We start from the raw sequence: 25,838 nt of genomic DNA on the forward strand, positions 1-25,838 counted from the left end.
AAATATCTGAAATTCTAGGTAGGGCAGGTTTAGTTTGCGTTTGCCGTTTTTCGGGACACCCCCTGAAAAAGTGACGGTACGCGAGAATCTCCTTCATTCAGGGTCTTGACATCGTACCGCTGCTCTCCTGCCGACCTCTGTTCAGGACGATCCGATTCGCGGCCGGCGCAGCTTGCTCTCGGGCTTCTCCATCTCGTCGACGATGAGCGCCATCAGCCGCATTTTCACCTGCTGCATGGCCGGCGCATGAAACAGATTGACCGTTTCGCGGGGATCCTCGCGCAAATCGTAGAGCTCGCCGTACTCGCGGCGATGATAGACAGTCAGCTTGTACCGCTCGGTCACAACCGTTTTCAACCGCAGGTCGTCAACCGTATCGACATATTCGATGAAGGCGTGCTGTCTGACAGCAGGTTGCTCGTTTCGCAGCAGGGGCATCAGGCTGTGGCCGTCGATCCAGCCCGGCACCTGCTGTCCGGCCGCCTCGAGCAGCGTCGGAGCGAGGTCGGCCAAGCTTGCGAGGCTGGCGCAAACGCCGGTGCGCCGCAAGCCGGCCGGCCAGCGCAGCAGCAGCGGAACATTAATGAGCTGCTCGTAGTGAAACGGGCCTTTCAGCCACAGGCCGTGATCCCCGAGCAGCTCGCCATGATCCGTGGTGAAAACGACGATCGTGTTGTCGACCAGTCCAAGACCGGCCAATTCGTCCAAAATGACACCCGCACAGCGGTCGACCAGCTGCACCATCGCGTAGTAGTAAGCCCGCGCCAATTGCGCTTCTTCCGCCTCTACTGCGCTGAACGCATCCGGGTACTCTTTGCCGGTCCGAAACGGCGCCTTGGTCGGGTATGCGTGTTCTCCCTCATGCGCCGATTTGAAATGCGGCGGCTTGTCGTCCAACTCTCCCTCGCTCCAGAGGGGCGGCGGTACCCGGCTTGGGTCAACCGTGCCGCCGAGCGACGCCGGCAGGCAATGAGGGTGATGCGGGTCCTGAAAGCTGGCCGCAATCAGAAACGGCTTCCCTGCAGCCTTGGCTTCACGCAGCGCATGCACCGTTCTTTCCGCTACCCAGCTGCTGTTGTGCAGCTCCACCGGCATGTCCCAATCGTACGCTTCCGCTCCGAAACGGTGAATGCTCTTCGCCTTACGAACCAGCTCCGCGGGGCGTTTATCGCCCAGCTTCTCCCTCAGCCAGAGGCCGTAGTGGCCGAAATGCCCGAAGCTCGTATGTCCCATCGACAACTCCGCGTGCTCGAATCCGTAGTAAGGCGTGGGGAAACGGCGGAAATTCCGCTCCCAGTCGTCGTGAAAGCTTTCGAGCGAGCGCTGCGGCGAGGCGGCCCAGGAGCTGAAATGCGCCTTGCCGACATAACGGGTGTCATATCCCGCTTCCGCCAGTCGGGCGGAGAGGAATGTGCCGTTGTCTTCGGCAATGGTGCCGATGTTCCATGCGCCGTGGCTGCCGACGTGCATGCCGGTGAACAGACTGACGCGGCTCGGCGTGCACACCGGGTTCGTACAGTAGGCACGCGTGAACAGCAATCCGTCCGCGGCAAGTCGATCCAGCGACGGCGTGCGGACAAACTCGCTTCCGTAACACCCCAGACTGTCGCAGCGCTGCTGGTCAGTCATGATCAGCAAAATGTTCGGTCGCGTCGATTGACCATCCATATCGTCATCTCCGTCGGTTCGTCATCATACAGGGGCGTCATTGCATTGCACTCGGCGCGGTTCGCCGAAACAAGCTATACAACAAACGCTTTGCCGTTGAATTAGCGTATCACACCTGCGATGATCCCGATATGCAGAGAAACAATCATTTTATTTTCAAAACTGCCAAAGTGTGACCAGACGGTGAGTAGATGCTGATCCACCCCTACCGGTAATTGTTTGCAAATGAACGTCGTGTGAGAATTGTCGAGCTACTGGAACGAAAATCATCCATTTCCGTTTCTGAGCTTATGAAGTTGTTCGGAGTATCAATTGAAACGGTACGGCGCGATTTGGAATATTTAGAGAACCAGCGCTGAAACGCGTCCATGGGGGGGGTGTCCAACAGAAAGATGAAAAGCTTCGCAAATCTCGAAAACCATATGGAGGAAAACAGAGCCCTCAAACAAAACCTTGCGAAGAATACGATTCCGTTTATAAGCGACGAATGAGAAGGTATTGTTGATCCTGGTCGATGTCCGAGATAGTGAACTCGTTGCAGATCACCAATCAGTTGGCGGGTATGCAGTAATCGGCAGCTTTATCGCCTACGGCATCGGCAGCGCCCTGTCGATCCATGGATCGCCACGATTAGGAAGGTTTACGGATGAGGATTAACGTCGGTCCGCCGTTCCCGTCGCTACTCCCGTTTTCTTCACTACGCGGATCACTGCTTGAGCGATCCTATTATTACTTGTCACATTCCAAACCCGTCTTTATAATCAAACACGGAGACTTGGCGCACCATCAGAAAAAAGAAGGCAGGTGGCGTAAATGTATATCGTAACATTCAATTTACGCGGAAGTTGGGCCGGGGATGGAATCAATGCCTTCAGGCACCGAGCCGGAGAAATTTTGGATAAAATCGATCAAGAAGCTCCTGATATAATGGCCTTCCAGGAAGTCTCCCCTCATATTCGGCAATATTTAGAACGCCATCTTCCGGAGTATAACTTTGTCGGACATGGACGCAATGCCGATTTAGGCGGGGAGGCGCTTGCTATAGCCGTTCGCAAATCGACCACTGTCTTGCTGAGCAGTTCCGTTTTCTGGCTCTCCCCTACTCCGAAGGTTCCCGGAAGCCGGTTTGCCGATCAAAGCGAATGCCCCCGAATTGTAGTCAGTGCTCTGCTCGCCGATAAACAATCCGGTTTGAAGCTTTACGTCTACAACGTGCATCTTGACCATATCGGCGAAGGCGCGAGAGTGGCTGGTATCAAGCAGCTTATGGAGCAAATCGACTCGGACCGTCAGTTTCTGAAGGCCCCCACTTTCGTCCTTGGCGATTTTAATGCTGATCCGGACAGCGCGACGATTCGTTACTGCAAGTCTTTGGGTTTTGCCGATCTTGCTCCTGCGGGAGAGGCAACCTTCCATAATTTTGGACGCGGGGATGGGGATGATGGTCGTTTCGTGAAGATCGATTATATCTTTGCAGATGCCGCCGCCCGTCAATACAAGTCCGAAGGTTTCCTGTGGACGGATTGTTCGGATGGCATCTATCTTTCGGATCACTATCCGGTCGCGGCGAAAGTGGATCTGACGAAACAAGGAAGAATGTCTTCTTGAAGATAACTGCCCGTTTTTTGTTGAACTGTGCGTATAGGCATTAAGAAAAAACCATCAAGAAAGATCACCCTGACGTTTCTTTTGGGGTTGGGTTGGGTTGGGTTGGGTTGGGTTGGGTTGGGTTGGGTTGGGCTGGGCTGCTGCTAGGGAAGGCTGGCCTTGTGAGAGAGGATCGCCTATCTTGGAACAGACACATTGCTTTATGCGCGCCATTCCCTCATCCGCCAACTCCCCCCTTGCCAAATAGGCCATGTTTTGCCTATTTCGCAAAAAAATGGGCCGTCAATTAACTATGGATCGATTGATGAGAACGGATGGATGCAGAGATTAAAGATGATTTTTCACATATAATTTCGAAAATGAGGCTAAAATCGCGAATTATGTATGAAATATCGCATATAATCGCTGGAATGGGCAGGTCCAACCATTATTATAGATGATTTTTCGCCTATAATTTCGTGCGCCCTGCCCAGGCACTCCATAATACATTTCGAATGGAGTACCCAATTCATAATCCCCCGCCTTCCATTTTCGATATGATTTGGCGGAACCCAGCGCCCTTATTCATAGGCACAACCCGATGAATCGCATCGCAACGGAACTCAGCGCCGTTATTGGGCGTTTGGCAGGCGTATTTGCACCATTGATTGCTGAATAACCGCGCTCAGTTCCGTTAAGCTGGCTTATAATCTATTATTTCGTCCGGTAGCGGCGCTCAGTTCCGTTAGCTCCAGTTCGAACTAATCTGCCCGGTAGCTCAATGGACCGTTGAAAAATAATATCCATCTGACAACAAGACAAAAGGAGCAGTTGCCTGCCGCTGCAATCTGCTCCTTCCCTGACCGTAATTCCTGCAAAGACTTCTGTCAAACTGTTGCCTTGTTGGAACACTTTAAGTCGGCATCTGACAGAACGAACCGACTTTCGAGCCGTCTTTTCACCGAGTTCCAAAGGTCATGAGGCGATTCATGGCCGCTTGACCATAGCAGCGGCTTGTCGCCTATATGTGCCAGACGGGCAGCGGCGAGTGCCGGATCCGATGTTCGCAAGGCAAGAAGGATTTCGCCGAGTCTGGCATAAAACGACTGCATCTGGCCGGCCGGTTGTGCGGCTGTGCCTGTCATCAGGACGTAAGCGAGCGTTTCATCCTCGTAAAAGCCCCGTTCGAACCGCGCCGGAATCGGCCCCCCAGCCGTTTCAAGCATTTGATCGGCAAATTCCGGCAGCTTGGCATTCATCAGCGTTAGCGCCCATATTTCGCTGTCACAGCGGGTTTCGTTCATCGTCTGGTAAAAAGCTTGCGCCCGCACCCGCCCCTTCTGCCCTCGGAGCGCCAGTTCGTGAACGTGCGGTTCGTCGCCGGCCGCAAGAAATCCGGCCTCGAACAAGACGTCCACTCCCAGCTGCCGCAACAACCGATCGGCAACGATCGTGGCCAGACACGGCTCAACCCGCCCGTCCCGATAACCCCCGGCCTGAGTAAGCCATTCCGTATACATTCCGGCCGGTTCGCCGGCCTCTCCGGTATGGGCGAAGTCGAGATCGAGCCGCGTCCAGCGGCTCCAGGCGATCTCTCCCATGCATCCTCCGCCCCGCTCCACGAGCAGCGTTTTGTCTCCCTGCAGAGCCAGACGCGCCGCAAGCATTGTGCCCCGAATACCGCCTCCGTAGACAACAGCGTCGTAGGTGCCGGCATCGAACGATCGGCTAATCTCCCTCATTGCTGCCGCCCTCCTTCGGATAATTGGAGTGATTGGGCCAATCTGCGGACGAACGCGCTCTCATGGTTGGCATACTGGCAGCCGATTGCTGCGCCCGACGCATCGTCGCCGATCTCGTTCAGCAGCTTCGCCGCATGCAGCGCGGCATAAGGCGTATAGTCGCTCGACAGGCCGCCGTGCGTCACTCGCGAAGTCTCCCGTTCTCGCAACCGGTCGGCCAGCGAACGCAGCTCGCCGGCGAGACGGCGGGCGATTGGCTCCGGAAGCTTCGTTCTCATCGTTTCGAAGTATTTGAGGAACAGCGAGTAGTAGTGCACCGGATACTCCTCGGCAATAAGCTCGAGCAGCGGGATCATCACTGTCTCGCAGCCCAGCCTCCTGAGCAGCACCAGCGCCCCAATCCATCGCGGCATGTTTTTATAGCCGTCGTCCGTTTCTCCGTCGCGGCGCTCGAACACCTCGATCAGAACCGGAATCGCCGCCCCGTTGCCTCGGGCGCCAAGCGCAAATGCGGCTCCGCGACGCTTCGGATATTCCGCGTGCCGCAGCAGTGGAAGCAAGACGGAATCGACGGCTTCTTCCGCTGCGGCCAGCCACAGTACCGCTTTGCCTTCCTCGGCGGTGCCGAAATAACCGGTCAGCTCACGGGCGCAACGATGCGCGTCCGCAGCGGTCAAACCGCGGCCATGCAGCTCGCCCGTGGCGAACTGATAGCCGACCGGCGCCGGCTCGCGCAGCGTTTCCCGGGACAGCACGCCCCGTTCGATGAGCCGCTCCTGCAGTCGCGTAATATCGAGCCGCCGGGGCGTGACGCCCTCGCGTACGGCCATCGCCGCCGCCACGCCCGCCGTTTCGCCGAGCTTCTGCATGTCCCGCTGCATACGGACGGCCATGCCGGCTTCGCGGTCTACCGAGAAGGCACGGCTGGCGAGCAGCAGCGACTCCGTCTTGCGGGGCAGCAGGCAACGATACGGGATCGATGCCCGCGACATGTGCATGAATTGCCCGTAAATCGTCGTCCACGTTTCGTAGTCGTCCTGTTCGAAGCCGATATCCATGTTGTGCAGATCATAATGGGAATAGCAGGTCATCACCGTGTCCGGGAACGGGCGATTGCTCGCATAATCGTCCCAGGTCAGCACGTAATCGCCGACGATATGTCTGCCTTCGCGGACGCCGAGCTGGGGCGCGACGGCGTATATGCGCGGCGCCGTCCCTGACGCATACAAGTCGGCGATTCGCTGCCGGCCGATGCGGTAATGCACCGATACATCCCATGGATCGGTAGGATCGACAAAACCGCAATCATAATTCAAATGGGCGATCGCCCCATTCGGCTCCACGGTACGCGGGACAAGCGAGCAGGCATTGGTCGCGCCGTCGCTTTCCCGCCCTAACGTAAACGCCTCTCCCATTCCGGCGGCCACATCGCCGTCGCCCGTAGCGTCAACGGTCACATGCGCCTGCACGCGCCATATCGCGCCGGGCGTGGAAGCCATGACGCCGGCAATCCGCTCGCCATCGGTCAGGAAGCCGTAAACGATCGCCTGCAGCCGGATATCGACACCACGCTCTGCTAGCATGCCGGTCAGCGCCGCCCGTTTGGCGTCAGGATGGAAGCCCGCCGATTTGACGCCGAAGGCTTCGGCCCATTCGCGGCAACGGCTGTCCACCGCATGCTGGATGCCGCCGGTCGAGCCGTACCAGTATGCATTAATGCCCGCCCGCGTCCCTACGCCGCCGAGGGCGTCGTCCCGCTCCAGCAGAACGACGCGCGCCCCTTCCTCGGCGGCGGCCAGCGCGGCCAAACAGCCGGCAGTTCCGCCGCCCACGACCAATACGTCAGTAACGAGCTCTTGTTCCATGCGCATGCTCCCCCATCCTTCTTGCGCTCCGATTTACTTCAGCACGCCGGCCGCCTTCAAATCTTTTTCCGCCTGTTGCAAGTAAAGCGGCAGCTTATAGGTGTCATTCAACGTTTTGACAAAATCGTCGAACTGCGACAAAGGCCGGGTGCCGTAGATGAATTTCGTCAGCTCTTCCGTTTCGTAGCGTGTCTTGTCTTCGACGACCACCCCGCTCGGTGGCGAAACGAACTCTTTGTATACCGAAATGCGAGGCTGGTTGACGGCAAACTTGATCAGCGGCGACTCCGCCGGAAATTTGGTGCTCAAATATTCCTGTTCGTTGCGGCGCGTCAACTGATGCAGGATGGAATAGTTCGCCGCATTCGTAACGACGATTTTGCCGTTCTCTACCTTGTAATTCGTACCCTCGATACCGTAATTGACCAGCGTTTGCCCCTTGCCGGGGTCGGTAATGTAGTTCAAGTATTCGAGCACCTTGTTCAGCTTGTCGGGATTTTTCTCCAGCGATTTGGACAAAGCGACACGGCCCGGCGTTTGTCCTTTGTCCCAAATGCCCTGCAGCTTGCCGCCGGGCCCGGTCAACGCATCGAGCTGCACCCATTCCGCCTTCGGATTGATGCTCTTGTACTCCTCCACTTGCGCCGTCTTGCCCATATCGCCCCAATGACGGTACAAGGCGCCTGCTTGACCCTTGATCGCTTTCTCCCGATCCTTCGTGCCCTGGTTGGCCATAATTTCGGGATCGACGACTTTCAGCGCGACCAGTTCGGCGATAAAGGCAAGCGCCTCTTTCATCTGCGGGGCGGTGGTCGAATAGACGACTTTGTTGTCGACGATCATGTACTGGCCCGGATCGGCTGTGCCGAAGGCGGAGAACAGCCCGCTGAACGCGCCGAGTCCGTTGCCGGTAAGCCCGTATGTGTCCTTCTTGCCGTTGCCGTCCGGATCCTTGTCGGTAAAAGCGATCAGCATCTGCTTGAACTCCGCGGTCGTCGCCGGCGACTTCAACCCGACGTTGGCCAGCCAGTCATTGCGGATCCAGAACGTTTGCCCCGGGACATCGGGCCTGGCGGGAATCGCAAACAATTTGCCGTCCACCCGCCCCATGTTCAGCATCGCATCTGTATACGTTTGTTTGATGTTCGGCATTTTGTCGAGATAAGGGCCGAGCTCCAGCAGAACGCCCTGCTGCGAATACGTTTTCATCGGATCTCTCGTCAAGATGAAAACGTCGGGAGGCGTACCGCCGGCGATCTTCACATTAAGCTGCTGGGCGTAATCGCTCGGCGCAGCGGTAAACTCCATGTCCATGTTCAGGTCTTTGTTCAGCTGCTGCAAAATCGGATCCTTATCCGGCGTCGGCAATCCGCTGCCGCCGACGAATACGCTGAATTTGACCGGTTCCTTCGCTTTCGGCTCCGGCGACTTCGCCGCTTGTGCGGCACCGGGGGATGCGGACGTTGCCGTCTTATCCTTGGATCCGCTGTCTCCGCCGCATCCGGACAATACCGCTCCCATGCCGAACGTGCCAATCATGATTGCTGCCACCCATCTTTTCACTTGTCCATCCACCATCCCTTTTGATGTTTTATATCTTATCCCTTGATCGATCCAAGCAGCTTCCCTTGGGTAAAATACTGCTGGACGAAAGGGTAGATAACGAGTATGGGCAATGCAGTAAGCACAACGGCCGACATCTGCATCGATTCCGTCGGCAGCGTTTCCTCGAAATTCAGATCGGGATTCATCGCTTGCATCAATATGCCCTTCAATATCACCTGCAGCGGCCATTTGACGGGATTGTTGACATACATGACGGCCTGAAAAAATTCGTTCCAATGCCCAACCGAGTAGAATAACCCGATTGTGGCCATAATCGGCATGGACAAGGGCAGCACCAGACGGGCAAAAATGCGCAACTCCCCCGCCCCGTCAATCCGCGCCGCATCGTCGAGGCTCGCCGGCAGCTGTTCGAAAAACGTCTTCATCATCAGCAGGCTGAACGTCCCGACCGCCGAAGGCACGATCATCGACCAAAGCGAATTGATCAACCCGGTTTCTTTGACAATCAGATAAGTAGGAATCATGCCGCCGCTGAACAGCAGCGTAAACACGAGCAGCAGCAACAGCTTGTTGCGTCCGGGCAAATAAGATTTGCTGAGCGGGTAGGCCATCAGCGACGTCAGCGCGAGATTGACCAACGTGCCGACGACTGTAATAAACACCGTTACACCGTAAGCGGTCGGTATCAATGAGTTGTTGAGAAATGCCGTATATGCGGCAAACGTCACCTTGCTTGGGATAATGATGAACCCGCCATGCTTCAGCACCTCGCTGTAAGGCGTAATCGAAACCGAAACGACATAAAGCAGCGGAAATACGATGCTGGCCGACAGGACGATAAGGAGCGTGTAGACGAAAACGGAAAATACTCGCGCCCGACCAACGGTTACCATATGCCTTCTCCCCATTTCTTCGCCAGTTGGTTCGCGCATACGACCAGCAGCACGCCGATCAACGATTTGAACAGCCCAACGGCGGCACCCAGACTGAAGTTCAACTGCTGCAAGCCGACGCGGAACACCCACGTATCGAGAATATCGGCCACCGGATACACCTGGATGTTGTACATGATGTAGATTTGATCGAAGCCGGCGTCAAGAATATGCCCGAGTCGCAGCACGAACAACAGCACGATAACGGAACGGATTCCCGGCAGCGTAATATGCCACATCATCCGCAGCCGTCCGGCGCCATCGGAGCGGGCGGCTTCGTAGAGCGTCGGATCGATCCCGGCGATGGCGGCGAGATACAAAATGGAGCTCCAGCCGAGATTTTGCCAAATTTCCGAACCGACCAGAATGCTGCGGAACCATGTCGGCGACGTCAGGAACGGGATCGAATGACCGATGCCCGACTTCAGCCAGTAATTGACAAGCCCGCTCGATTCGGATAAAAAAGCGAGCAGAATCCCGTAGATGATCACCCACGACAGAAAATGGGGCATATACGTAATCGTTTGCACGATCCGCTTGAACGTCTTCCGCTGCACCTCGTGCAGAAGCAAAGCCAGCACGATCCCCGGAGGCATGCCCCAGAGCAGCTTGTACAAACTGATCAGCAACGTGTTCGCCAGCAACTGCGAGAAGTACGGCGAATCGTAAAAATACTGAAAATGTTTGTACCATGGATCCGCCCACGGACTGCCCCAAATGCCCCGAAGCACGTTAAAATCCTTAAAGGCGATAAGAGCTCCGTACATAGGCACATACCGGTAAATGACGTAGTAGATCAGGCCCGGCAGCAGAAACGCATACAACACTTTATGCTTCCATATTCGTCTGGCCGCCGTGCCCCACGCAGCGGCAACGGGCGCGGAAAGCGCCGGGCCTATTCGTTTGACTGTTGCTTTGTTCACCGTCGTGGCCTCCCGAGCCGTTTGTTTGAAAACGCTTAACCTGTTTCCATTATAGGCCCGGGCCCAGAGCGAAAATATACAGCGCTCGCCCGATATTGTCAGATCATCATGGTTGTTTCTCCGGCAGGTCGGGGCGATCGGGAATAGCGGGCAAACGAATGGTCACCTTCGTTCCCGCTCCGGGCACGGACGCAACATCAACGCCGTACGCTTCCCCGTAGATCAGCCTGATGCGCTCCCGGACATTGCCGAGTCCCATGCCGTTCATGCCGCTTGCCTGGTCGCGTTCCACTCCCTGCAGCTCCCCGGTATACGCCGGGTCGGCGAACAGACGCAGTCGTTCCGGCGGCATGCCTTTGCCATTGTCCTCGACGGTCAGGTGAAGATCGGCTCCGACCTCGCAGGTGCGAATGACAATTGTGCCGTGCTCCTTATTCTCGAAGCCGTGAAAGATGCCATTCTCCACTAGCGGCTGCAAAATCAGCTTCGGAATCCGGCATTGCAAATGCCGCTGCGGCACGTCGAGCGTCAGACGGAAGGCATCGCCGTAGCGCATTTGCTGGATTTGCATGTAGGCGAGCAAGCCGTCAAGCTCGTCCTCCAGGCGGACGATCTCCTTCTTCTTATCGATGCTCGACGTCAGCAAAATAATGAGCGAACGGATCGTTTGCTCCACTTCCTTGATTCGGTGCTGCTTGGCCAGGCTGCCAATGCAAGCGAGCGTATTGCAAAGAAAATGCGGCCTGATCTGGCTCAGCAGCAGTTTCATCTCCAGTTGTTTTTTGCGCTCCACGTGCTGCCGTTCCGTCTCCATCAATTCGCGAATGCGATCCATCATCATGCTGAAGCTGAACGACAGCTGGCCGATTTCGTCCTTCCGCGCAAGCGGCTCGACCGCCGCTCCCATGCGATCGCCGCGAATCCGGTCCATCTGCAGCGCAAGCCGGCGGATCGGAATCGTGAAGTGGCGGCTGGTGACGAGCGCAAGCAGCATCAGCAGCGCGAACCAGATCGCGCCGATCTGCGCAAACTTGGCGTACAAGCTTTCGATGCCTTGGCGAAACGCTTTTTCATCCGTCAGCGTGACCAGGTACCAGCCAAGCTGGTTGCGGTTGCTTTTGACCGTAATCAAGGTGCCGCGGTTCCCTTCCGCACGGCCGATACCGTTCGAAAGCCCCAGCAGATCGGCGGCAAATTCGTCCGTCATTTCGCTCGGGAAGGTGAGCGCCTTGCCCGGAACAAGCGAACTGTTGCGATCATAAGAAACGATATGGCCCTTTCCTGTAAACAAGGCGAACGTTTGCCCGGCCGCATACAGTTGGCTGCCCAGTTGATTGGTCAGCTTCAGCGTGTTGATTTCGAGCAAAGCGATACCGGTGATCTGTCCGCTTGCATCCCGCAAGGAAATGGCGAAGGCGACGGTATTGTCAACCAGCAGCGGGGAATAGTAAGGCTCGCTGGAATTGATCAAGTCGGGATTGTCATAAGCGATGCGAAAAATATTCATCAATTCCGGATGCCCGATCACCTCGTACAGCACCTGGTTGCTGGATATGAGCCGGTCGCGGCGGTCATACACGAACAGGTTGCTGACGATTTCGCTGTTTTGCGCTGCGTAACGGCGCAAGACAGCTTCGATCTTCCTGTCGTCCTGCTCGTCCAGGTCGATCCCGGAAGCCACATTGAGCAGAATATTGCGGATGTTCTGCAAGTACAAATCCAGGTATTGGCCCGTTCGTTCCGTAAACAGCGTCATGTCCGCCACCTTCTGGTTGTATAGCGCTTCACGCGAGCTCGAGAGAGATTTGTACATCATGCCCGTAAACACCAGCAGACTGACGACGGCAATGGTCAGAAACAATTTGGCGAACATGCTCGAGAAAGGGGCCGACACTCGTTCGGCCAGATGCGCCCATCGGCTTGTAGCGTTCATATGCCTCTATACTCCCGGGGCGTTTTATGGAAATGCTTGCAGAATACGTCGGTAAAATAGCGGTAATTCGGAATGCCTACGCTTTGAGCGATTTCGTACACCTTCAGCGTACTGTTGCGCAGCAGTTCGGCTGCTTTATCCATACGCACTTTTTTGACATAATCCTGGAAATACTCTCCCGTTTCCTTGCGAAACAGGATACCGAAGTGGTTGGCGCTCAGGCTTACTTCCTGGGCGATTTCCGTCAACGAGAGCGGTTCGTGCATACGCTCGTGGATCAAGCGGATGGCGCGGCTGATTTCGTAACGCACTTCGGGCTCGGCGGGCATCGTTTTGTTGATTTTGCTTCTTGTTTTGTTAAGTGTATCGAGTAAATCCTCTTCGCTGTAAGTCCCTTTCAACAAATAATCGCTTGCTCCCGATACGAGCGCCTGGCGAATGTAATCGAAATCGCTGTGGCACGTAAGCAGAATCACCTGCAGGTTCGGGTTCCATTCCTTTAAGGCGTACGTCAGCCGAATGCCGTCCATCCCCGGCATGACGATGTCCGTAACTACAATGGCAGGCGCCGTTTGGCGGCAAAGCTCCAGCGCCTCGCGCCCGTTCCTCGCCTCGCCCGCCAGTTCGAATCCGTGCGTCTGCCAGGGGAATAACCGCAAGCTTTCGAGCATCGGAATTTCGTCATCGACAATAACTACACGTGTATAACGCACAATATCCCTCCTACATTCGGCACATGGGGTGCATAAGCAACCGGTTTCATTCTGGTTTGCCCACATTTTAGCGACAGCCAGGGCAAAATAATATACACAATATCATACGAAATGTCAGAAAATCAACGATGCTCGCATACGAGTTCATGCCACTGCCAATGGTTAGAAACATTGTCCGAAAACCAAAAAAGCCCGCAATTTCGCGGACTGAAAACGGTCAGACGTCGCATCCCTTTTATTAGGTACGGATTACTGAAATGCTGTACTAGGGGCGACAGCAGGGGAATTTATTCATTTGTCCATGGCTGTCGCTGCTCCGAAACCGAAAGCAATAGCTCGTCGATAATGCGGCTGCGGCCGGGCGGGTTCCAGCTCATCCGGAACCAATTGGGAATGTGCCGCACCTGACCGTAACGAACGGCCTTAATGGCGTTCCATGCCGATGTGGCGCGCATTCGCTCGTATACCGTCTCGCTGCCGGCGGGCAGATGATTGCGATGCACGAACAACCGGTCGGCCTGCAGCGAGGGCAGTCGCTCCGGGGGAAGTTCAAGGCGGAAATGGTTGTTCGGAATGTTTGCCCCCGGTTTTAAGCCGAGTCCTCCGTACAGCAGCTCGTTGAGCGGATGACGCACCGTGCCCTGAATCCGGGCCAACCGGTGATTGATTTGCAGCACGATGATCGTTTCGTTGCCGAGCGCATGACCAAGCTCCCTTGCCGCTTCCCGCTCCCGCAGTTCCATGCCGCGGATCGTCCGCCTGCCTTCCTCCTCCAGACCGACCAGTTCGGCGATGGTGCCATGAATGATCCGCCAATCGGACTCGCTCGGCAGGAATGTCGCCGGAGCGATGTCACCGAGCCGGTCGGCTAACGGCTGATGAAAATAGTCGCCGATTATAAGCTCGGGACGTACTTGCTCGAGCCGATTCATCTGTTCGGCCGTGATTCGGGCATACTCCTCGTCGCTCATCCATGGGTAACGAAAGCAGTTGACGCTCGCCACCGGCTCGTAGCCGAGCGATTGCAAATTATCCTGATAATCGAGACAAGAAGCTGTCGCCACGCGAATCTTCCTGCGCTTGATGTAAAGCGCAGGTGCAATCCCGACCTGCTGTTTGAAGATGCGGCTGAAATAAAATTCGTTCTCGAAACCGACGGCGGCCGACACATCCTTGACGCGGCTTCCGGTTTCCGACAAGAGCCGTTTGGCGCCGGAGATGCGCAGTCCGATCAAATAATCGATTGGCGACTGCCCCATCGTCTTCGCAAACGCCCGGGAATAGGAGCTTGGGGTGAAGCCGGCTATGCCGGCAAGCGTCGCCAGCGTAATTTTCTCGGCAAAGCGCTCCCGCATGAACCGAATCGTTTCGCCGATGCCTATACCTCCATCACCCCCCTGCTTACCGCGCTCCTCCATCCCGTCGACGATAGCATGCAGCAGTTCCTGGAAACGCACGTGCAGCAACGAGCGGTCCGCGTCCGATCCAAGAGCCGATCTGCTTTCGACGTATAGCCGCTCGAATCGCTTGAGTGTCCGCTTCGCATCGGTGACAATCAGTCTCCCCGGCACAAGAAAGGAAGGCAGACGCAGCGAAGGCGCCGCATACAGCGCACCATCGCGCCTGGCGATGACTGCCGTATCCAGCAGCACGATGTAGTACGCCCATTCGCCGTAAGCTCCCGCCGTCTCCACCGACATGCCGGGAGCGAAATAAAACAAGCTTCCCGCTTCGAGCTTGTACGCCGCCCCGTCGAGCAGCAGCGCCCCGTCTCCGCGCGTGACGAATACGAGCATCGGTCGGGATACACTGCGAAGCCGTATCGTCGCAGGACGCGCACGCTTCCGGTAATGCACCGAACCGAGCAAAAACAACGCCAGCTCTCCGCCATCGCCCGCCGTTTTTCCCATCCGCCTATCCCTCCCGCATAAAAATGACGCGTACGCCAACATATTTATTTGGCAGCCGTCATATCCTGCCGGATTTGATCGAGAATCATGCCGCGGCCGATCGGCCCGAGGCTCATCGCAAGCCAATTGTCGACGTTGTAGACGTGACCCTTTTTGACAGCAGGTATGCTTTTCCATACGCTGCTGTCCTGAATGTTATTTACGACCTGCTCCACCGTACCGAAGCGGTTCCGCTGAACGAAAATATGCTCGGGATTGAACGTGCTCATTCCTTCCAGCGACACCTCCATGCGATTTTCGCTCGGGATGCCCTTGGCCGGCGTCAACCCGAGATCCTTGTACAGCAGGTCGTTAAGCGGATGCCCGGCCATTCCCTGGACACGGATCGTCTTTTCATTTATCACAACAGCCATCACCGGCTCGAGACCGATCGCTTTATGCAACTCGGCTTTGACGGCCGCCGCTTTGGCATCATAATCCCGCAGATTCTGTTCGGCCTCCTTCGTTTTGCCGACGATCTCCGCCAGCTTCAGGTGCGTGACGCGCCAGTCGGCGTTGAACCCGACATAGACGGTAGGGGCGATTTTGTTTAGCTGCTCGTAAAATTTTTCATTCTGGCCGTTGATGATGATCAAATCCGGCTCCCACGTCAACAACTGCTCCAAATTAGGCGCTTGGCCGTCGATTCCATTGACTCCCTGCAGCCGGTCGGCAATATGCGGGTAAAACTTTTTCTCCGACCAGGCAAATGTCGAAGCGACAAACGGCTTGATTCCCATGGCAAGCATGTTGTCTTCGAAGGCGTTATCGTTGACGAACGCAATTTTGCCAGGCGTTGCGGGAATAATCGCTTCTCCCTTCTCATCTTTGATCGTGCGCGTCTGGTCGGCTGCTTTCGCCGCAGGCGAGGCACTGGCCGCGGCCGGCGATTGTACCGTCGCACCGGGAGACTTCGTTCCGACCGCTCCGTTCGAATCCGATTGTTCACTTCCGCAGCCGACCAGTCCGGCGGCTACCAACACGAATGCACAACCCGTCAACAAACGACTCCACTTCTTCCTTAACATATGCACCCTCCATAATGATAATGAGAATTATTATCAGTATAGACCGAGGATATCGCTACGTCCATATATTATTTTGTCCGATTTCCCTGCTGTGGTTCATGACCGTATCGCAACGCATGCGCACGCTTTTTTTCGGCTTGCCGGCTCATCCCTCCTCCGCTAGTCATCGAACAGCAGCAGTTGGAAGAAGTTCGAAGCTGAAACAAGCCCGCCTGACGGCGGGCTTTTCCATAGGTAAGCGATCAGCTCTATCAGTAAAGAGAAGTATGCTCTGGCCCCTTTTTCTTTGGGCTACGTCGATGAACTTGTCTCGAATTGGGATGTTTCCATTCGAGTTTTGGCAACCCCCAGCGCCAAGTTTCCCCACAGTGTTTGTTCCACAAAAGAGGATTGTTCATTTGAACACTGAACGATTAATATTACTTCCCCTGTCTTGGTCTTTGCTGTTCTGATTTTTTTGCGTTTGATAAGGTTCTTTATAAGATCGTACATGAAACCTATAGCAAATCCGCCGGCGGCTCCAATCAGCCCCCAAAAAATGGGACCCCAATGGAGAACAAATCCTCTTGCTACCCCAATGGTACCGCCCATCATGGAAATAATAAGCCCAATATCGACTAATGACGTTCCGTCCGCACCGTGCATCGTATCAACAAACTTCATATCCAACGAACGGTTATCAAGAGGAACGGCATAAATAGCAACAACTTCGTTTTCTTTCAGTTTGCTTATAGCAAGCTCGACGTAGTGCGAGTGTTGGAATGTGGAGAAGAACTGGACACCCATTATACTTTTTCTCCTTTATGGATGACAAAGTTTTGCGGTTGAAAATTGCTTTTCAAGAAATTTGCTTGTTCCCAATCAAACAGTTTTGTCAGCTCAACTGTATTGGAGTAGGCATCATACATACCGAAGAAATAAATCGAAGGGAAGTACAGAAACCACTGAACCCCCATAACTTCTCTGGATTCAGGGAGGTTTCCCAACAAAACGTAGTGAATGCCCTCAATCATGTCTGATCGAATAACAATAAGCATCGTCATTACAAGCGTCAAGGCAGCGGCAACGATACGATGAATGTACAGCTGCCCGAGACTTGGAACCGTCATCGCCCAAAATAAAGCGATCCATGGCTTTTTCTTGTCCAAATAATTGATTTCGAAAGGACTCTCCGTGAAATTGGGATACAAGGCATTTTCCCTTTTCGCCAACATGTGAATCTTATTCTCATCGATCGCAGTTCGGTAGCTGTCCCATATTGAAAACAAATAAACGGGAATATAAAGGTAAATGTATTTTTCATTTAATACATCCTTTGCTTGGGCGATGTTGCCGTTAAACGAATACATGATGGCTGTATTAAGATGCGTAAGTTGATTGATGTAAAATTCCCAAAAAAACAATGCAAAGCCAGTAATAAATTTATGCAATAGAAAGTGTCCAAACCCGGGGAATGCAACCGACCATAATGCAATTACAAGGGGATTCCGCTGGTGAAGTTGAATAGTTCCGAATGTGGTAACGTTGGCTTGGCAGTAGCGATTCCTATATTTATCCCTAAAATTATTCATTTTTGAACCACACTCCCAAAACGGAATGGGGGTATGTTTTCCATGTTGGCGAAGTTTTATTCATCGTCTGTCAACCATGGAGTGGGATGAATAAATTTGTGGCAAGAGCGCCATACTTTTAGGAGATATAAGGGAAAATCCATTAACGGTGATTCAGCACAATAAGGAGTTGCAACGCTTTTGCCAGCTCAGTATCCTTCCTTTGGCGAAATAAGGGATGTGCAACGAAAGCTAACTGAAATGAAGAAGCAATACTATTTTCACCATGACCTGTTCTCCATTCAATGGTGGCTGCTAGTAGCGCTTATGATTGTATCTTGGATGGTATGGTGGAAAATCGTTGACAAATCAAGAGTGCGGGAAATCTTATTATATGGAGCTGTCTTATCTGTAGTCATTATTATGCTTGATGATATTGGCAGTGAACTGGGGCTTTGGTCGTACCCTTATCAAGCCATACCGTTAATACCGCGCCTAAATGCGATTGATCTTTCCGTTTTACCTGTATTTCATATGATCGTTTATCAATATTATAAAAGTTGGAAATCATTCCTTGCAGCTAATGCGGTAATGGCACTTTCGTTTGCTTTCATTGCAGAACCCCTTTTTGTCTGGCTTGATATTTATCATATGGAGAATTGGAGATATATTTATTCAATCCCACTGTACATTGCCAAAGCTCTCTTTGTTAGATGGTTGCTTGAGTTCATCCAAGCAAAAGCAAGCGTAAAACAACAACGACTTATAAAATAAATCTGCATTTCGACTGTATAAATCGGTTCATCTGCCAGTTGACATACAGGTTTTCTTTCCTCCCTCGCATCAGCGTTGAAGCGCATTTAATCGCCAAAAAACTTGGACCTCCTCGCGGAAGTCCAAGTTTTTTGCCTGTTTGCCTCGCAGCAGTTACGTTGCTGCTTACTGCTAAACCAATCCGGAGGGCAACGCCGCCTTAGTACGATCGATTTGGGCCTGATGGATGCCAACGTGGCGAATGAATCCCTGGAACAGCTCGGCGACTGTCACTTGTTTGCCGTTGGTATCCCCCGCCTTCTCCCAGTCCGCGTCTGTTATCCGTCCGTAAAACATCGCATTGTGGGTCAGAATCACTTCATAAGTCTGTAAGATGTCCGCTATCGCCGCCTCGTTAGACCGCGCGCCGGCAACCCATGCGTCCTGGTCATAGACAGGCAGCACGGGATGCGGCTCGGTCACGATTTTGCGCACACGTACGCTGTGCACGATGCTCGAATCGACGAGGTGGGCGACTACCTCCTTGACGCTCCACTTGTCCGGCGCCGGCTTCCAGCTCAGTTGCGCTTCGCTTAAGCCGTCGATACTTTCACGGATGCGCCGGAGCGTATCGGTGAATGCCGCTGTCGATGGCTTCGCTTCACTTGCCGTTTCGCTCATGTTCCGATTCCCCATTCCTCGATAATCGTTTCGTTATGTTCGCCTTTCAGCGGCGGTCTTCGGTAAGCGCGAAACGAATAGCCGGACAACCCGATCGGGTAACCGACCGTCGTCGTCACGGCGCCGTTCGGCAGCTCCAATTCGTGCAGCAGTCCGGACGCCGCCACCGCGGGATCATGCAAAATATCGGCATAGTCGTTCACCGGCGCGCACGGCACGCCACGCCGATCGAACTCGGCCAGCCATTCGGCGGCGGTCCGGCGGCCGAACGTCTCTTGCAGCAGCCCGGCCAATTCCTTCTGGTTGCGAGCACGGTCGGCCTGCCGCACGAACCGGGGATCTCGTGCAAGCTCCGGGCTGCCGACGGCGGCGCATACTTCGCCCCACAGCTTGTCGTTGCCGGCGGCGATAACGAACGGCTTGTCGCTGCCGCGGTAGCCCTGATACGGCGCATTGCGCGGATGTGCGCTGCCGAGCCGCTTCGGCGCAATGCCGTTGCCGTAATATTCGCTCGTCTGCAGCGCCGATATGCCGAGCACGCTGCCCAGCATCGGCGCGTCGATATAAGCGCCTCGCCCGGTTCGCTGCGCCTGCAGTACGGCGGCCAGCACCGTGTAGGCGCCATACAACCCGGCGACGAAATCGGCGACGGGCACGCCGCATTTGACCGGTTCGCCCGCTTCTTCGCCGGTCACGCTCATCAGGCCGCTGATCGCCTGAATCGTCACGTCGAACGCGCCTTTGCCCGCATACGGTCCTTGTTGGCCGTAGCCGGATATCGAGCAATAGACGAGCCGCGGATTGGCTTCGGCCAGCGATAAGTAATCGAGCCCGAACTTGGCGAGCACGCCCGGACGATAATTTTCGACGATAATGTCGGCATTGGCGCACAAAGCGCGCAGCCGCTCAAGCTGCTCCGGCGCCTTGAAGTCGAAGGCGACGCTCCGTTTGTTGCGGTTGAGCGAGCTGAAGTTCGCGCTGAACGGATCGCCATCCTCGCCGTCCAGGAAGGGCGGCCATTCGCGCATGCCGTCGCCCGTGTCCGGCCGCTCCACTTTTACGACGTCGGCGCCCAGGTCGGCGAACAGCATGCCGGCAAACGGACCGGCGGCGATTTGCCCGAATTCGAGCACCTTTAAACCTTGCAGCGGCCCGTTCGGTTGTCCGTTCGCGGGAGTCGTTGACGTCATAGGATCGTTCCTCTCGCTTGATAAACTATCGGGCACGCTAAACGGCGGCATATACCGGCCGTTCGTTGTCGTGCTTCGTCACGACGTCGCGATGCCCCCCGGTCGCCACATCGTGGATATGACGCTGCTGCTTGCCGATGTCCGTACCGTAAATGTGAATTGTAATTGCCTGTTCGTCGAACGGATTCGACACGCCGTGAATGTCGTAATCCGGCGGATAAACGAACGATATATCGCCCCGGCGCGCCGTCGCCTCGCCGACCTCGCGCAGCTCGTAGCGCGGATCGGCCGTTTCGCCGCGATCGTTACGGCGATACCGCTTCTCGACGACCGCGCCTTCGTACAAGCCGACAAGCCCCCAAACGAGATGGTCGTGCACCGGCGCCGTCTGCTTCGGCCCCCACACGAAGGCGATGACCGCAAACGATTCGTCCTCCGGCTTGTAAAGCAAATATTGCGCGTACTTGTGCGGCAACGGCGTCCGGTATTCGGCCGGCACAAGCTCCTCTTGCGCCAGCAGCCGCTGCAAGTAAGGACGCACCCCGTCTACGATCGCGCGGTTGCCCTCGGCCGTGGCCAGCACCGCTGCGATATCGCGTTCGAGCTGCTTCCAATCGTACGGTTCGCTCATGGCATGTTCCTCCTCCAATCAATCTCCAAGCGCGTTGCGGGCAAATACGGGATATAATGGTAGCAGCCGCTCGAGCACGACGCCGCGCAGCGCGTCCATCTCGGCCGCCGTCGGTGTTTCGGCTTGCGCGAAATGGGCGGACGGCACGCTTGCGAGCACGTCGAACCCCGTCCGCTCCTGCACCTCATCCGGCGTTACGCCTGGCGCGGTCTCCGCAAGCCGCAGCGCGCCGTCCGGCGGCTGCGGCCGAAGCGTGCCGAGCGGCGTAAACACCCCTTCCAGCCGTCCCCGGCGAAACACGCCCGCTTCTTCGCGGAACGTGCTGGTCGTTGTATCGACCTGCGCCGGGAACCCTTTGACGGTATGATCGGTCTTGAACAGCAGGACGCGTTTGCATGCATAAGCGACGACAGCCGAGCCTGCGCCGCCGGGCAGCCGCACTTTCGGCCTTTCCGCATCGCCGATCGCCTGCAGGTTGATGCTGCCGAAACGGTCGATTTGGCCTCCGCTGAGAAAAAATACGTCGACCCCGCCCCGTTGCAGGAAGTCGAAAAACTCCTTCGTGCCGTCGAACGGCCAATCCGGCGAGCCGAGGATGAATACCGTCGCCTGCGGCGCATGTGTCGCTTGCGCAAGCAGCGCCGCCGCCGCCGGGATCGGCGAAAGGTTGCCGGCGGCAATCGTTTCGCCGTTGCGCAGCTGCCGCGCCAGCGAGCAGATCAGCCATTGTTCGTCGGTATAGCCGCGCCCCGCGACGCCCGGCCCGCTCACGACGCCTCCTCGCGCGTGCGGATCAGCCTGCGGTACGCGGCTTCCCCTTCCGCTCCCGCATACCGGCGCAAATAGGCGGCGAACGATTCGTTTGAGCGCGAGGCGTCGACATACTCCCGCACGTGCTCGGCATCGAGCGGATAATTGCCGGGACACGCGGCCGGATGGGCGCCGTACGGCGCATCAACGACTGCCGCCACATAGAGCGACGGCACGAACGCGCCGCCTCGGGCGCGCTCCGCGAGCAACTCCTCCGGCGTCACGATCCGCTCCGCCGAAACGATCGTCCGTCGCGCCGCCTGTGCAAGCAGCCGGCCGTTCTGCACCGGATGTGCAAGCACGTTCCCTTCCGGATCGGCCGCGTAAGCGTGAAGGAACGCCACGTCGGGCCGAAGCGCCGGCACGACGGCGATACGCTCGTTATCGTCGTACGGGTTGACAATCGTGCGGAAATCGCCGCGCCGGTTCATATAATCCGTACCGAGCAGCCCGCGCACCGGAAGGAACGGAATGCCGGAGACGGCGGCTTGCAGCGCCGCGATCAGCGTCGGGCAAGCGTGCTCGCGACCCGCGATCGTCCCCGCCTCGAAGCGGCGGCGGAAATGCGGGGCGGCGCCGTATTCCCCAAGCGATATTTGCGAGAACTCGACGCCGCTCACGGCGCCCGCGCCAATCAGCAGATCGGCGCCGATCGCCGCCGAACCGACGCAGACGAGCCGCAGCTCCTTGCGTCCGGAGCGGATCGTTTCGCGAACAAGCGCCAGTGGCGCCATCGTCATATCCCCGCCGATCGCAAGCGATGTTCCGTCTTCCAGGATACGCACCGCTTCGGGAAGCGATACGATTTTGGAGGCGTTTGCCCTTGTTGTTGCAGTCACAGGATCCCTCCTCTTGATGCCTTGACGTTACACCGGCTGCCTTGCCTTCGCATACGCGTTCGCCGGCCGTTCCAGCCCGAAGTGCTCGCGCAGCGTCTTGCCGGCATAGTCGGCGCGAAACAAGCCTCGGTTTTGCAGCTCCGGCACGACGAGCTGCAGAATGTCGTCAAGTCCCGCCGACATGTAGGGCGCCATCAGGTTGAAGCCGTCGCTGCCGCGCTCGCGGAACCAGGCGGCCAACGTATCCGCTATTGAATCGGGCGTGCCGACGACGATAGAGTGGGAGCGGCTGGCGGCATACCAGCGTCCGACTTCGGCCAGCGTCAACCCCTCTTCCTTCGCCTTGCGGAAGACGAACGCGAACCGGCCCCGGCTGCCGCGAATGCGGTCTTCGATATCGGGGAACGGGCCGTCCAGCGGATGCTGCGACAAGTCGTAGTTCATGCTGCCGGACATGAAGGCGAGCCCCGCGTGCGGATGAATCAGCGAATCGAGGTAATCGCGCTTCTCTTTCGCTTCTTTTTCAGTTGAACCGACGATCGGCATCAAGCCGGGCAAAATTCGCAACGAAGCTTGCGACCTGCCGTGACGGACGGCGCGCGCCTTGACGTCGGCATAAAACGCCTGCGCCGAACCGAGATTCGGCTGTGCGGTGAAAATCAGTTCGGCGTGGCGGGCCGCCGTTTCGCGGAACGTCTCCGACGACCCCGCTTGAATTAGCACCGGATGGCCTTGCGGCGTCCGCGCGACATTGAGCGGACCCGCAACGTCGAACCACGCGCCCTTATGTCGAGCGGCGTGCACTTTGGCAGCATCGGAGAACACGCCGGACTCCTTGTCCGCATGCACCGCCTCATCCTCCCAACTGTCCCACAGCTTCTTGACTACCTCGATGAATTCGTCCGCCCGCTCGTAACGCGTGCCGTGCTCCAGATGAGCGGACTTGCCGAAATTGCGCGCCTCGTCATCGCTTGTCGACGTTACCGCGTTCCATGCCGCTCGCCCTTTGCTGAGATGGTCGAGCGTAGCGAACATGCGAGCGACGTGGTAAGGCTCGTGGTACGTCGTCGAAGCGGTGGCGGCAAGACCGATGCGTTCGGTCACCGCACTCAGCGCGCCGATCAGCGTCAGCGGCTCGGCCGTAAAACTGGGCCGATAGGTGACCGATTGTTCGTAGCTGCCTGCGTGAACCGCTTTGATCGACAGCCCGTCGGCGATGAACAGCATATCAAGCTTGGCCCGCTCCGCCTGGGTGGCGATGCGCTTGTAATAATCGGGATCGGTCGGACTGCCGAAGTCGGCGTCCGGATGCCGCCAGCCGCCGGCGTGATGACCGTTTGCGGCGACAAATAGCCCGAGATGCATCTGTTTGCGATCATCGCTCAAGAGATCCCTTCCTTTCTTCTGGACAACGCCGTTACAACGGGTAATGGCATGCCGACGTATGACCCGGTGCCACCTGCGCAAGCGCCGGTTCCTCGCTCCGGCAGCGCGCCGTCGCCGCCGGGCAGCGCGTATGGAACCGGCAGCCGCTTGGCGGATTCGCCGGCGACGGCATTTCCCCGGCGATCGGCGCGAACGGCCGTCGCCGCTTCGGATCGGGCACCGGAATCGCGGCAAGCAGCGCTTTCGTGTAATGATGGGCGGGATGCCGGAAGAGCTCGTCGGCCGGCGCCACCTCGACAAGCTTGCCGAGGTACATGACGCCAATTCGGTTGGAAATGTGACGGACGACGTTCAAGCCATGGCCGATGAACAAGTAGGCAAGCCCGAGCCGTTCCTGCAAATCCTGCAGCAGGTTGATCACCTGCGCCTGCACGGACACGTCGAGCGCCGACACCGCCTCGTCGGCGAGTATGAACTGCGGATGCAGCGCAATCGCGCGAGCGATGCCGACCCGCTGCCTCTGCCCGCCGGAAAACTCGTGCGGATAACGATCATACCAGCCGGTATTCAAGCCGACCAACTGCATCAGCTCCTCGACCCGCTGACGCCGTTCGGCGACGGGCAGCGATTCGTGCACCCGAAGCGGTTCGCCGATAATGTCGCCGACTTTCCAGCGCGGATTGATCGAACCGTACGGGTCCTGAAACACGACCTGCATGTCGCGACGGGACGCCTTCCAATCGCGTTGTCCCATGGCGAACAAGTCGCGGCCCTGAAATAACACCCGGCCGCCGGTCGCCTTCTCGAGCTGCAGCACGACCCGGCCGAGAGTCGATTTGCCGCAGCCGGATTCACCGACGAGCCCGAACGTTTCGCCTTTGCCGATCGAGAACGTCACATCGTCGACGGCGCGGATGTACCGCTTGTGCCGCTGCAGCAACCCTCTGTCGAGCGGAAAATATTTTTTCACTCCTTCCACCTCGATCAGCGTTTCCCCGACAGCCGGGAGCTCAAGCGGAGACGGCGGCGTACCAGCCTCTTTCGTCTGCTCCGGCTCGACGACCGCCACCCGCGCTCGTTGCACTTCCGCCTCCTGCAGCAGCGACTCCGCATGCCAGCAGGCGACTTCGCGTCCGTGCAGCTTGTCAAGTGACGGCTCCTCGGTGGCGCAGCGTTCCGTGGCGTGCGGGCAGCGTGGATGGAACCTGCAGCCGCCCGGCAGCGCACTCAAGCTCGGGATGGCGCCTTTGATCGTGTACAGTCGCGTGCCGCGGTCGCCGTCAAGCGTCACGACGGAGCGCAGCAGCCCTTGCGTATACGGGTGATAGGGCCGTTCGAACAGCTGCTCCGCCGCCGCTTGTTCGGCGATGCGGCCGGCGTACATGACGACGATGCGGTCCGCCATTTCGGCGGCGACGCCGAGATCGTGCGTAATGAGCAGAATCGACATGCCGAATTCGTCGCGCAGCTCCTGCAGCAAACCAAGGATTTGCGCCTGGATCGTCACGTCGAGTGCGGTCGTCGGCTCGTCGGCGATCAGCAGCTCCGGGCCGCAGGCGAGTGCAATCGCGATCATCGCCCGCTGGCGCATGCCGCCCGACAGCTCGTGCGGATGCTGCTTCATGCGCGCCTCCGGTTCGGGAATACCGACGCGCCGCAGCAGCCGTACCGCTTCATCGTAGGCTTGCGCTTTCGTGACCGGCTTGTGTCGGCGGATCACCTCGGTAATCTGGTGCCCGATCGTAAACACCGGATCGAGCGCCGTCATCGGCTCCTGGAAGATCATTGCGACTTTGCGTCCGCGCAGCGCACCGATCTCCTGCTTCGACATCGCCGCCAGGCTGCGTCCGTCGAGCTTGATGTCGCCGTGCGAGATGCGGCCGTTGTCGTAATCGATCAGCCGCATGATCGACAGCGACGTGATCGTTTTGCCGCTGCCCGATTCACCGACCAGGCACACGATTTCGCCGGGGCCGATCGTCAGACTGACGTTATTGATCGCATTCAGCGAGCCGCCGGCAGTGCGGAAATCGACCGACAGCTCCTCGATGCGAAGCAAATCTTTCATGGTGTTCCTCCCTTCCGACCTCCT

The 25,838-nt window shown here is 57.0% G+C and carries 22 protein-coding genes; 3 read left to right on the plus strand and 19 right to left on the minus strand.

Features of this window, described 5'->3' with window-relative positions; translation table 11 throughout:
• Nucleotides 1-141: 141 nt before the first annotated feature.
• Nucleotides 142-1,668 (minus strand): sulfatase-like hydrolase/transferase, encoded by a 1,527-nt coding sequence (locus EXY20_RS29120; protein ID WP_135555826.1) that lies wholly within the window; start codon nucleotides 1,666-1,668, stop codon nucleotides 142-144.
• Between the two features lie 236 nt (nucleotides 1,669-1,904).
• On the opposite strand from EXY20_RS29120, the gene EXY20_RS40730 reads away from it, so the two are divergent.
• Nucleotides 1,905-2,027 (plus strand): DeoR family transcriptional regulator, encoded by a 123-nt coding sequence (locus EXY20_RS40730; RefSeq protein ID WP_167859607.1) that lies wholly within the window; start codon nucleotides 1,905-1,907, stop codon nucleotides 2,025-2,027.
• Nucleotides 2,028-2,481: 454 nt separating this feature from the next.
• Nucleotides 2,482-3,276: an endonuclease/exonuclease/phosphatase family protein gene (locus EXY20_RS29130; RefSeq protein ID WP_135555829.1), complete on the plus strand. Its 795-nt coding sequence runs from the start codon at nucleotides 2,482-2,484 to the stop codon at nucleotides 3,274-3,276.
• An 866-nt stretch (nucleotides 3,277-4,142) separates the two neighbouring features.
• On the opposite strand, the gene EXY20_RS29140 is transcribed toward EXY20_RS29130, so the two are convergent.
• The 11 genes from EXY20_RS29140 to EXY20_RS29190 form a co-directional block, all read right to left on the minus strand.
• On the minus strand, nucleotides 4,143-4,997 hold the full coding sequence (locus tag EXY20_RS29140; protein ID WP_135555833.1) for an FAD-dependent oxidoreductase: 855 nt from the start codon (nucleotides 4,995-4,997) through the stop codon (nucleotides 4,143-4,145).
• Nucleotides 4,994-6,868 carry an FAD-dependent oxidoreductase gene (locus tag EXY20_RS29145; RefSeq protein WP_135555834.1) on the minus strand — a complete coding sequence of 625 codons (1,875 nt, stop codon included), beginning with the start codon at nucleotides 6,866-6,868 and terminating at the stop codon, nucleotides 4,994-4,996. The genes EXY20_RS29140 and EXY20_RS29145 overlap by 4 nt, the downstream gene beginning before the upstream one ends.
• Nucleotides 6,869-6,895: 27 nt before the next feature.
• Nucleotides 6,896-8,425: an extracellular solute-binding protein gene (locus tag EXY20_RS29150; RefSeq protein ID WP_167859608.1), complete on the minus strand. Its 1,530-nt coding sequence runs from the start codon at nucleotides 8,423-8,425 to the stop codon at nucleotides 6,896-6,898.
• 35 nt (nucleotides 8,426-8,460) lie between these two features.
• Nucleotides 8,461-9,321 carry a carbohydrate ABC transporter permease gene (locus tag EXY20_RS29155; RefSeq protein ID WP_135555838.1) on the minus strand — a complete coding sequence of 287 codons (861 nt, stop codon included), beginning with the start codon at nucleotides 9,319-9,321 and terminating at the stop codon, nucleotides 8,461-8,463.
• On the minus strand, nucleotides 9,315-10,202 hold the full coding sequence (locus EXY20_RS29160; protein ID WP_235886254.1) for an ABC transporter permease: 888 nt from the start codon (nucleotides 10,200-10,202) through the stop codon (nucleotides 9,315-9,317). Before EXY20_RS29160 ends, EXY20_RS29155 begins: the two co-directional genes overlap by 7 nt.
• A 187-nt stretch (nucleotides 10,203-10,389) precedes the next feature.
• Nucleotides 10,390-12,216, minus strand: coding sequence for a cache domain-containing sensor histidine kinase (locus tag EXY20_RS29165; protein WP_135555839.1), 1,827 nt, complete (start codon nucleotides 12,214-12,216; stop codon nucleotides 10,390-10,392).
• Nucleotides 12,213-12,929, minus strand: coding sequence for a response regulator transcription factor (locus EXY20_RS29170; protein ID WP_235886247.1), 717 nt, complete (start codon nucleotides 12,927-12,929; stop codon nucleotides 12,213-12,215). The genes EXY20_RS29165 and EXY20_RS29170 overlap by 4 nt, the downstream gene beginning before the upstream one ends.
• A 287-nt stretch (nucleotides 12,930-13,216) precedes the next feature.
• Nucleotides 13,217-14,839, minus strand: a complete 1,623-nt coding sequence (locus tag EXY20_RS29175; RefSeq protein ID WP_167859609.1) for a helix-turn-helix domain-containing protein — start codon at nucleotides 14,837-14,839, stop codon at nucleotides 13,217-13,219.
• Nucleotides 14,840-14,883: 44 nt separating this feature from the next.
• Nucleotides 14,884-15,906 carry an ABC transporter substrate-binding protein gene (locus EXY20_RS29180; protein WP_135555844.1) on the minus strand — a complete coding sequence of 341 codons (1,023 nt, stop codon included), beginning with the start codon at nucleotides 15,904-15,906 and terminating at the stop codon, nucleotides 14,884-14,886.
• A 291-nt stretch (nucleotides 15,907-16,197) separates the two neighbouring features.
• Nucleotides 16,198-16,692: a hypothetical protein gene (locus EXY20_RS29185; RefSeq protein ID WP_135555846.1), complete on the minus strand. Its 495-nt coding sequence runs from the start codon at nucleotides 16,690-16,692 to the stop codon at nucleotides 16,198-16,200.
• Nucleotides 16,692-17,477 (minus strand): hypothetical protein, encoded by a 786-nt coding sequence (locus EXY20_RS29190; protein ID WP_135555848.1) that lies wholly within the window; start codon nucleotides 17,475-17,477, stop codon nucleotides 16,692-16,694. Before EXY20_RS29190 ends, EXY20_RS29185 begins: the two co-directional genes overlap by 1 nt.
• Nucleotides 17,478-17,657: 180 nt before the next feature.
• Here EXY20_RS29190 and EXY20_RS29195 point away from each other — a divergent pair, with 180 nt between their 5' ends.
• Complete coding sequence (locus EXY20_RS29195) at nucleotides 17,658-18,230, plus strand: CBO0543 family protein (RefSeq protein WP_135555850.1); 573 nt, start codon at nucleotides 17,658-17,660, stop codon at nucleotides 18,228-18,230.
• A 171-nt stretch (nucleotides 18,231-18,401) separates the two neighbouring features.
• On the opposite strand, the gene EXY20_RS29200 is transcribed toward EXY20_RS29195, so the two are convergent.
• From EXY20_RS29200 to EXY20_RS29230, 7 genes are read right to left on the minus strand one after another with little or no spacing between them, the layout of a single operon-like run.
• Nucleotides 18,402-18,890, minus strand: coding sequence for a DinB family protein (locus tag EXY20_RS29200; protein ID WP_135555851.1), 489 nt, complete (start codon nucleotides 18,888-18,890; stop codon nucleotides 18,402-18,404).
• Nucleotides 18,887-20,080, minus strand: a complete 1,194-nt coding sequence (locus tag EXY20_RS29205; protein ID WP_135555852.1) for a CaiB/BaiF CoA transferase family protein — start codon at nucleotides 20,078-20,080, stop codon at nucleotides 18,887-18,889. Before EXY20_RS29205 ends, EXY20_RS29200 begins: the two co-directional genes overlap by 4 nt.
• Nucleotides 20,081-20,117: 37 nt before the next feature.
• Nucleotides 20,118-20,711, minus strand: coding sequence for a cysteine dioxygenase family protein (locus EXY20_RS29210; protein ID WP_135555854.1), 594 nt, complete (start codon nucleotides 20,709-20,711; stop codon nucleotides 20,118-20,120).
• An 18-nt stretch (nucleotides 20,712-20,729) separates the two neighbouring features.
• On the minus strand, nucleotides 20,730-21,482 hold the full coding sequence (locus EXY20_RS29215) for a CoA-transferase (protein ID WP_167859610.1): 753 nt from the start codon (nucleotides 21,480-21,482) through the stop codon (nucleotides 20,730-20,732).
• Nucleotides 21,479-22,360, minus strand: coding sequence for a CoA transferase subunit A (locus EXY20_RS29220; protein ID WP_167859611.1), 882 nt, complete (start codon nucleotides 22,358-22,360; stop codon nucleotides 21,479-21,481). The genes EXY20_RS29215 and EXY20_RS29220 overlap by 4 nt, the downstream gene beginning before the upstream one ends.
• A 27-nt stretch (nucleotides 22,361-22,387) precedes the next feature.
• Nucleotides 22,388-23,746, minus strand: a complete 1,359-nt coding sequence (locus EXY20_RS29225) for an LLM class flavin-dependent oxidoreductase (RefSeq protein ID WP_135555859.1) — start codon at nucleotides 23,744-23,746, stop codon at nucleotides 22,388-22,390.
• Between the two features lie 31 nt (nucleotides 23,747-23,777).
• Nucleotides 23,778-25,814 (minus strand): ABC transporter ATP-binding protein, encoded by a 2,037-nt coding sequence (locus EXY20_RS29230; RefSeq protein WP_135555860.1) that lies wholly within the window; start codon nucleotides 25,812-25,814, stop codon nucleotides 23,778-23,780.
• Between the last annotated feature and the right edge of the window lie 24 nt (nucleotides 25,815-25,838).

The organism is Paenibacillus cymbidii (genome assembly GCF_004764705.1).
Lineage (GTDB): Bacteria > Bacillota > Bacilli > Paenibacillales > NBRC-103111 > Paenibacillus_AN > Paenibacillus_AN cymbidii.

Excerpts from the sequence above, each read along its gene's own strand:
- EXY20_RS29230 (WP_135555860.1), bottom strand. The coding sequence starts at position 25,814 with ATGAAAGATTTGCTTCGCATCGAGGAGCTGTCGGTCGATTTCCGCACT.
- EXY20_RS29175 (WP_167859609.1), bottom strand. The coding sequence starts at position 14,839 with ATGGGAAAAACGGCGGGCGATGGCGGAGAGCTGGCGTTGTTTTTGCTC.
- EXY20_RS29210 (WP_135555854.1), bottom strand. The coding sequence starts at position 20,711 with ATGAGCGAACCGTACGATTGGAAGCAGCTCGAACGCGATATCGCAGCG.
- EXY20_RS29120 (WP_135555826.1), bottom strand. The coding sequence starts at position 1,668 with ATGGATGGTCAATCGACGCGACCGAACATTTTGCTGATCATGACTGAC.
- EXY20_RS29165 (WP_135555839.1), bottom strand. The coding sequence starts at position 12,216 with ATGAACGCTACAAGCCGATGGGCGCATCTGGCCGAACGAGTGTCGGCC.
- EXY20_RS29180 (WP_135555844.1), bottom strand. The coding sequence starts at position 15,906 with ATGTTAAGGAAGAAGTGGAGTCGTTTGTTGACGGGTTGTGCATTCGTG.
- EXY20_RS29130 (WP_135555829.1), top strand. The coding sequence starts at position 2,482 with ATGTATATCGTAACATTCAATTTACGCGGAAGTTGGGCCGGGGATGGA.
- EXY20_RS29185 (WP_135555846.1), bottom strand. The coding sequence starts at position 16,692 with ATGGGTGTCCAGTTCTTCTCCACATTCCAACACTCGCACTACGTCGAG.
- EXY20_RS29145 (WP_135555834.1), bottom strand. The coding sequence starts at position 6,868 with ATGCGCATGGAACAAGAGCTCGTTACTGACGTATTGGTCGTGGGCGGC.
- EXY20_RS29200 (WP_135555851.1), bottom strand. The coding sequence starts at position 18,890 with ATGAGCGAAACGGCAAGTGAAGCGAAGCCATCGACAGCGGCATTCACC.
- EXY20_RS29155 (WP_135555838.1), bottom strand. The coding sequence starts at position 9,321 with ATGGTAACCGTTGGTCGGGCGCGAGTATTTTCCGTTTTCGTCTACACG.
- EXY20_RS29190 (WP_135555848.1), bottom strand. The coding sequence starts at position 17,477 with ATGAATAATTTTAGGGATAAATATAGGAATCGCTACTGCCAAGCCAAC.
- EXY20_RS29140 (WP_135555833.1), bottom strand. The coding sequence starts at position 4,997 with ATGAGGGAGATTAGCCGATCGTTCGATGCCGGCACCTACGACGCTGTT.
- EXY20_RS29205 (WP_135555852.1), bottom strand. The coding sequence starts at position 20,080 with ATGACGTCAACGACTCCCGCGAACGGACAACCGAACGGGCCGCTGCAA.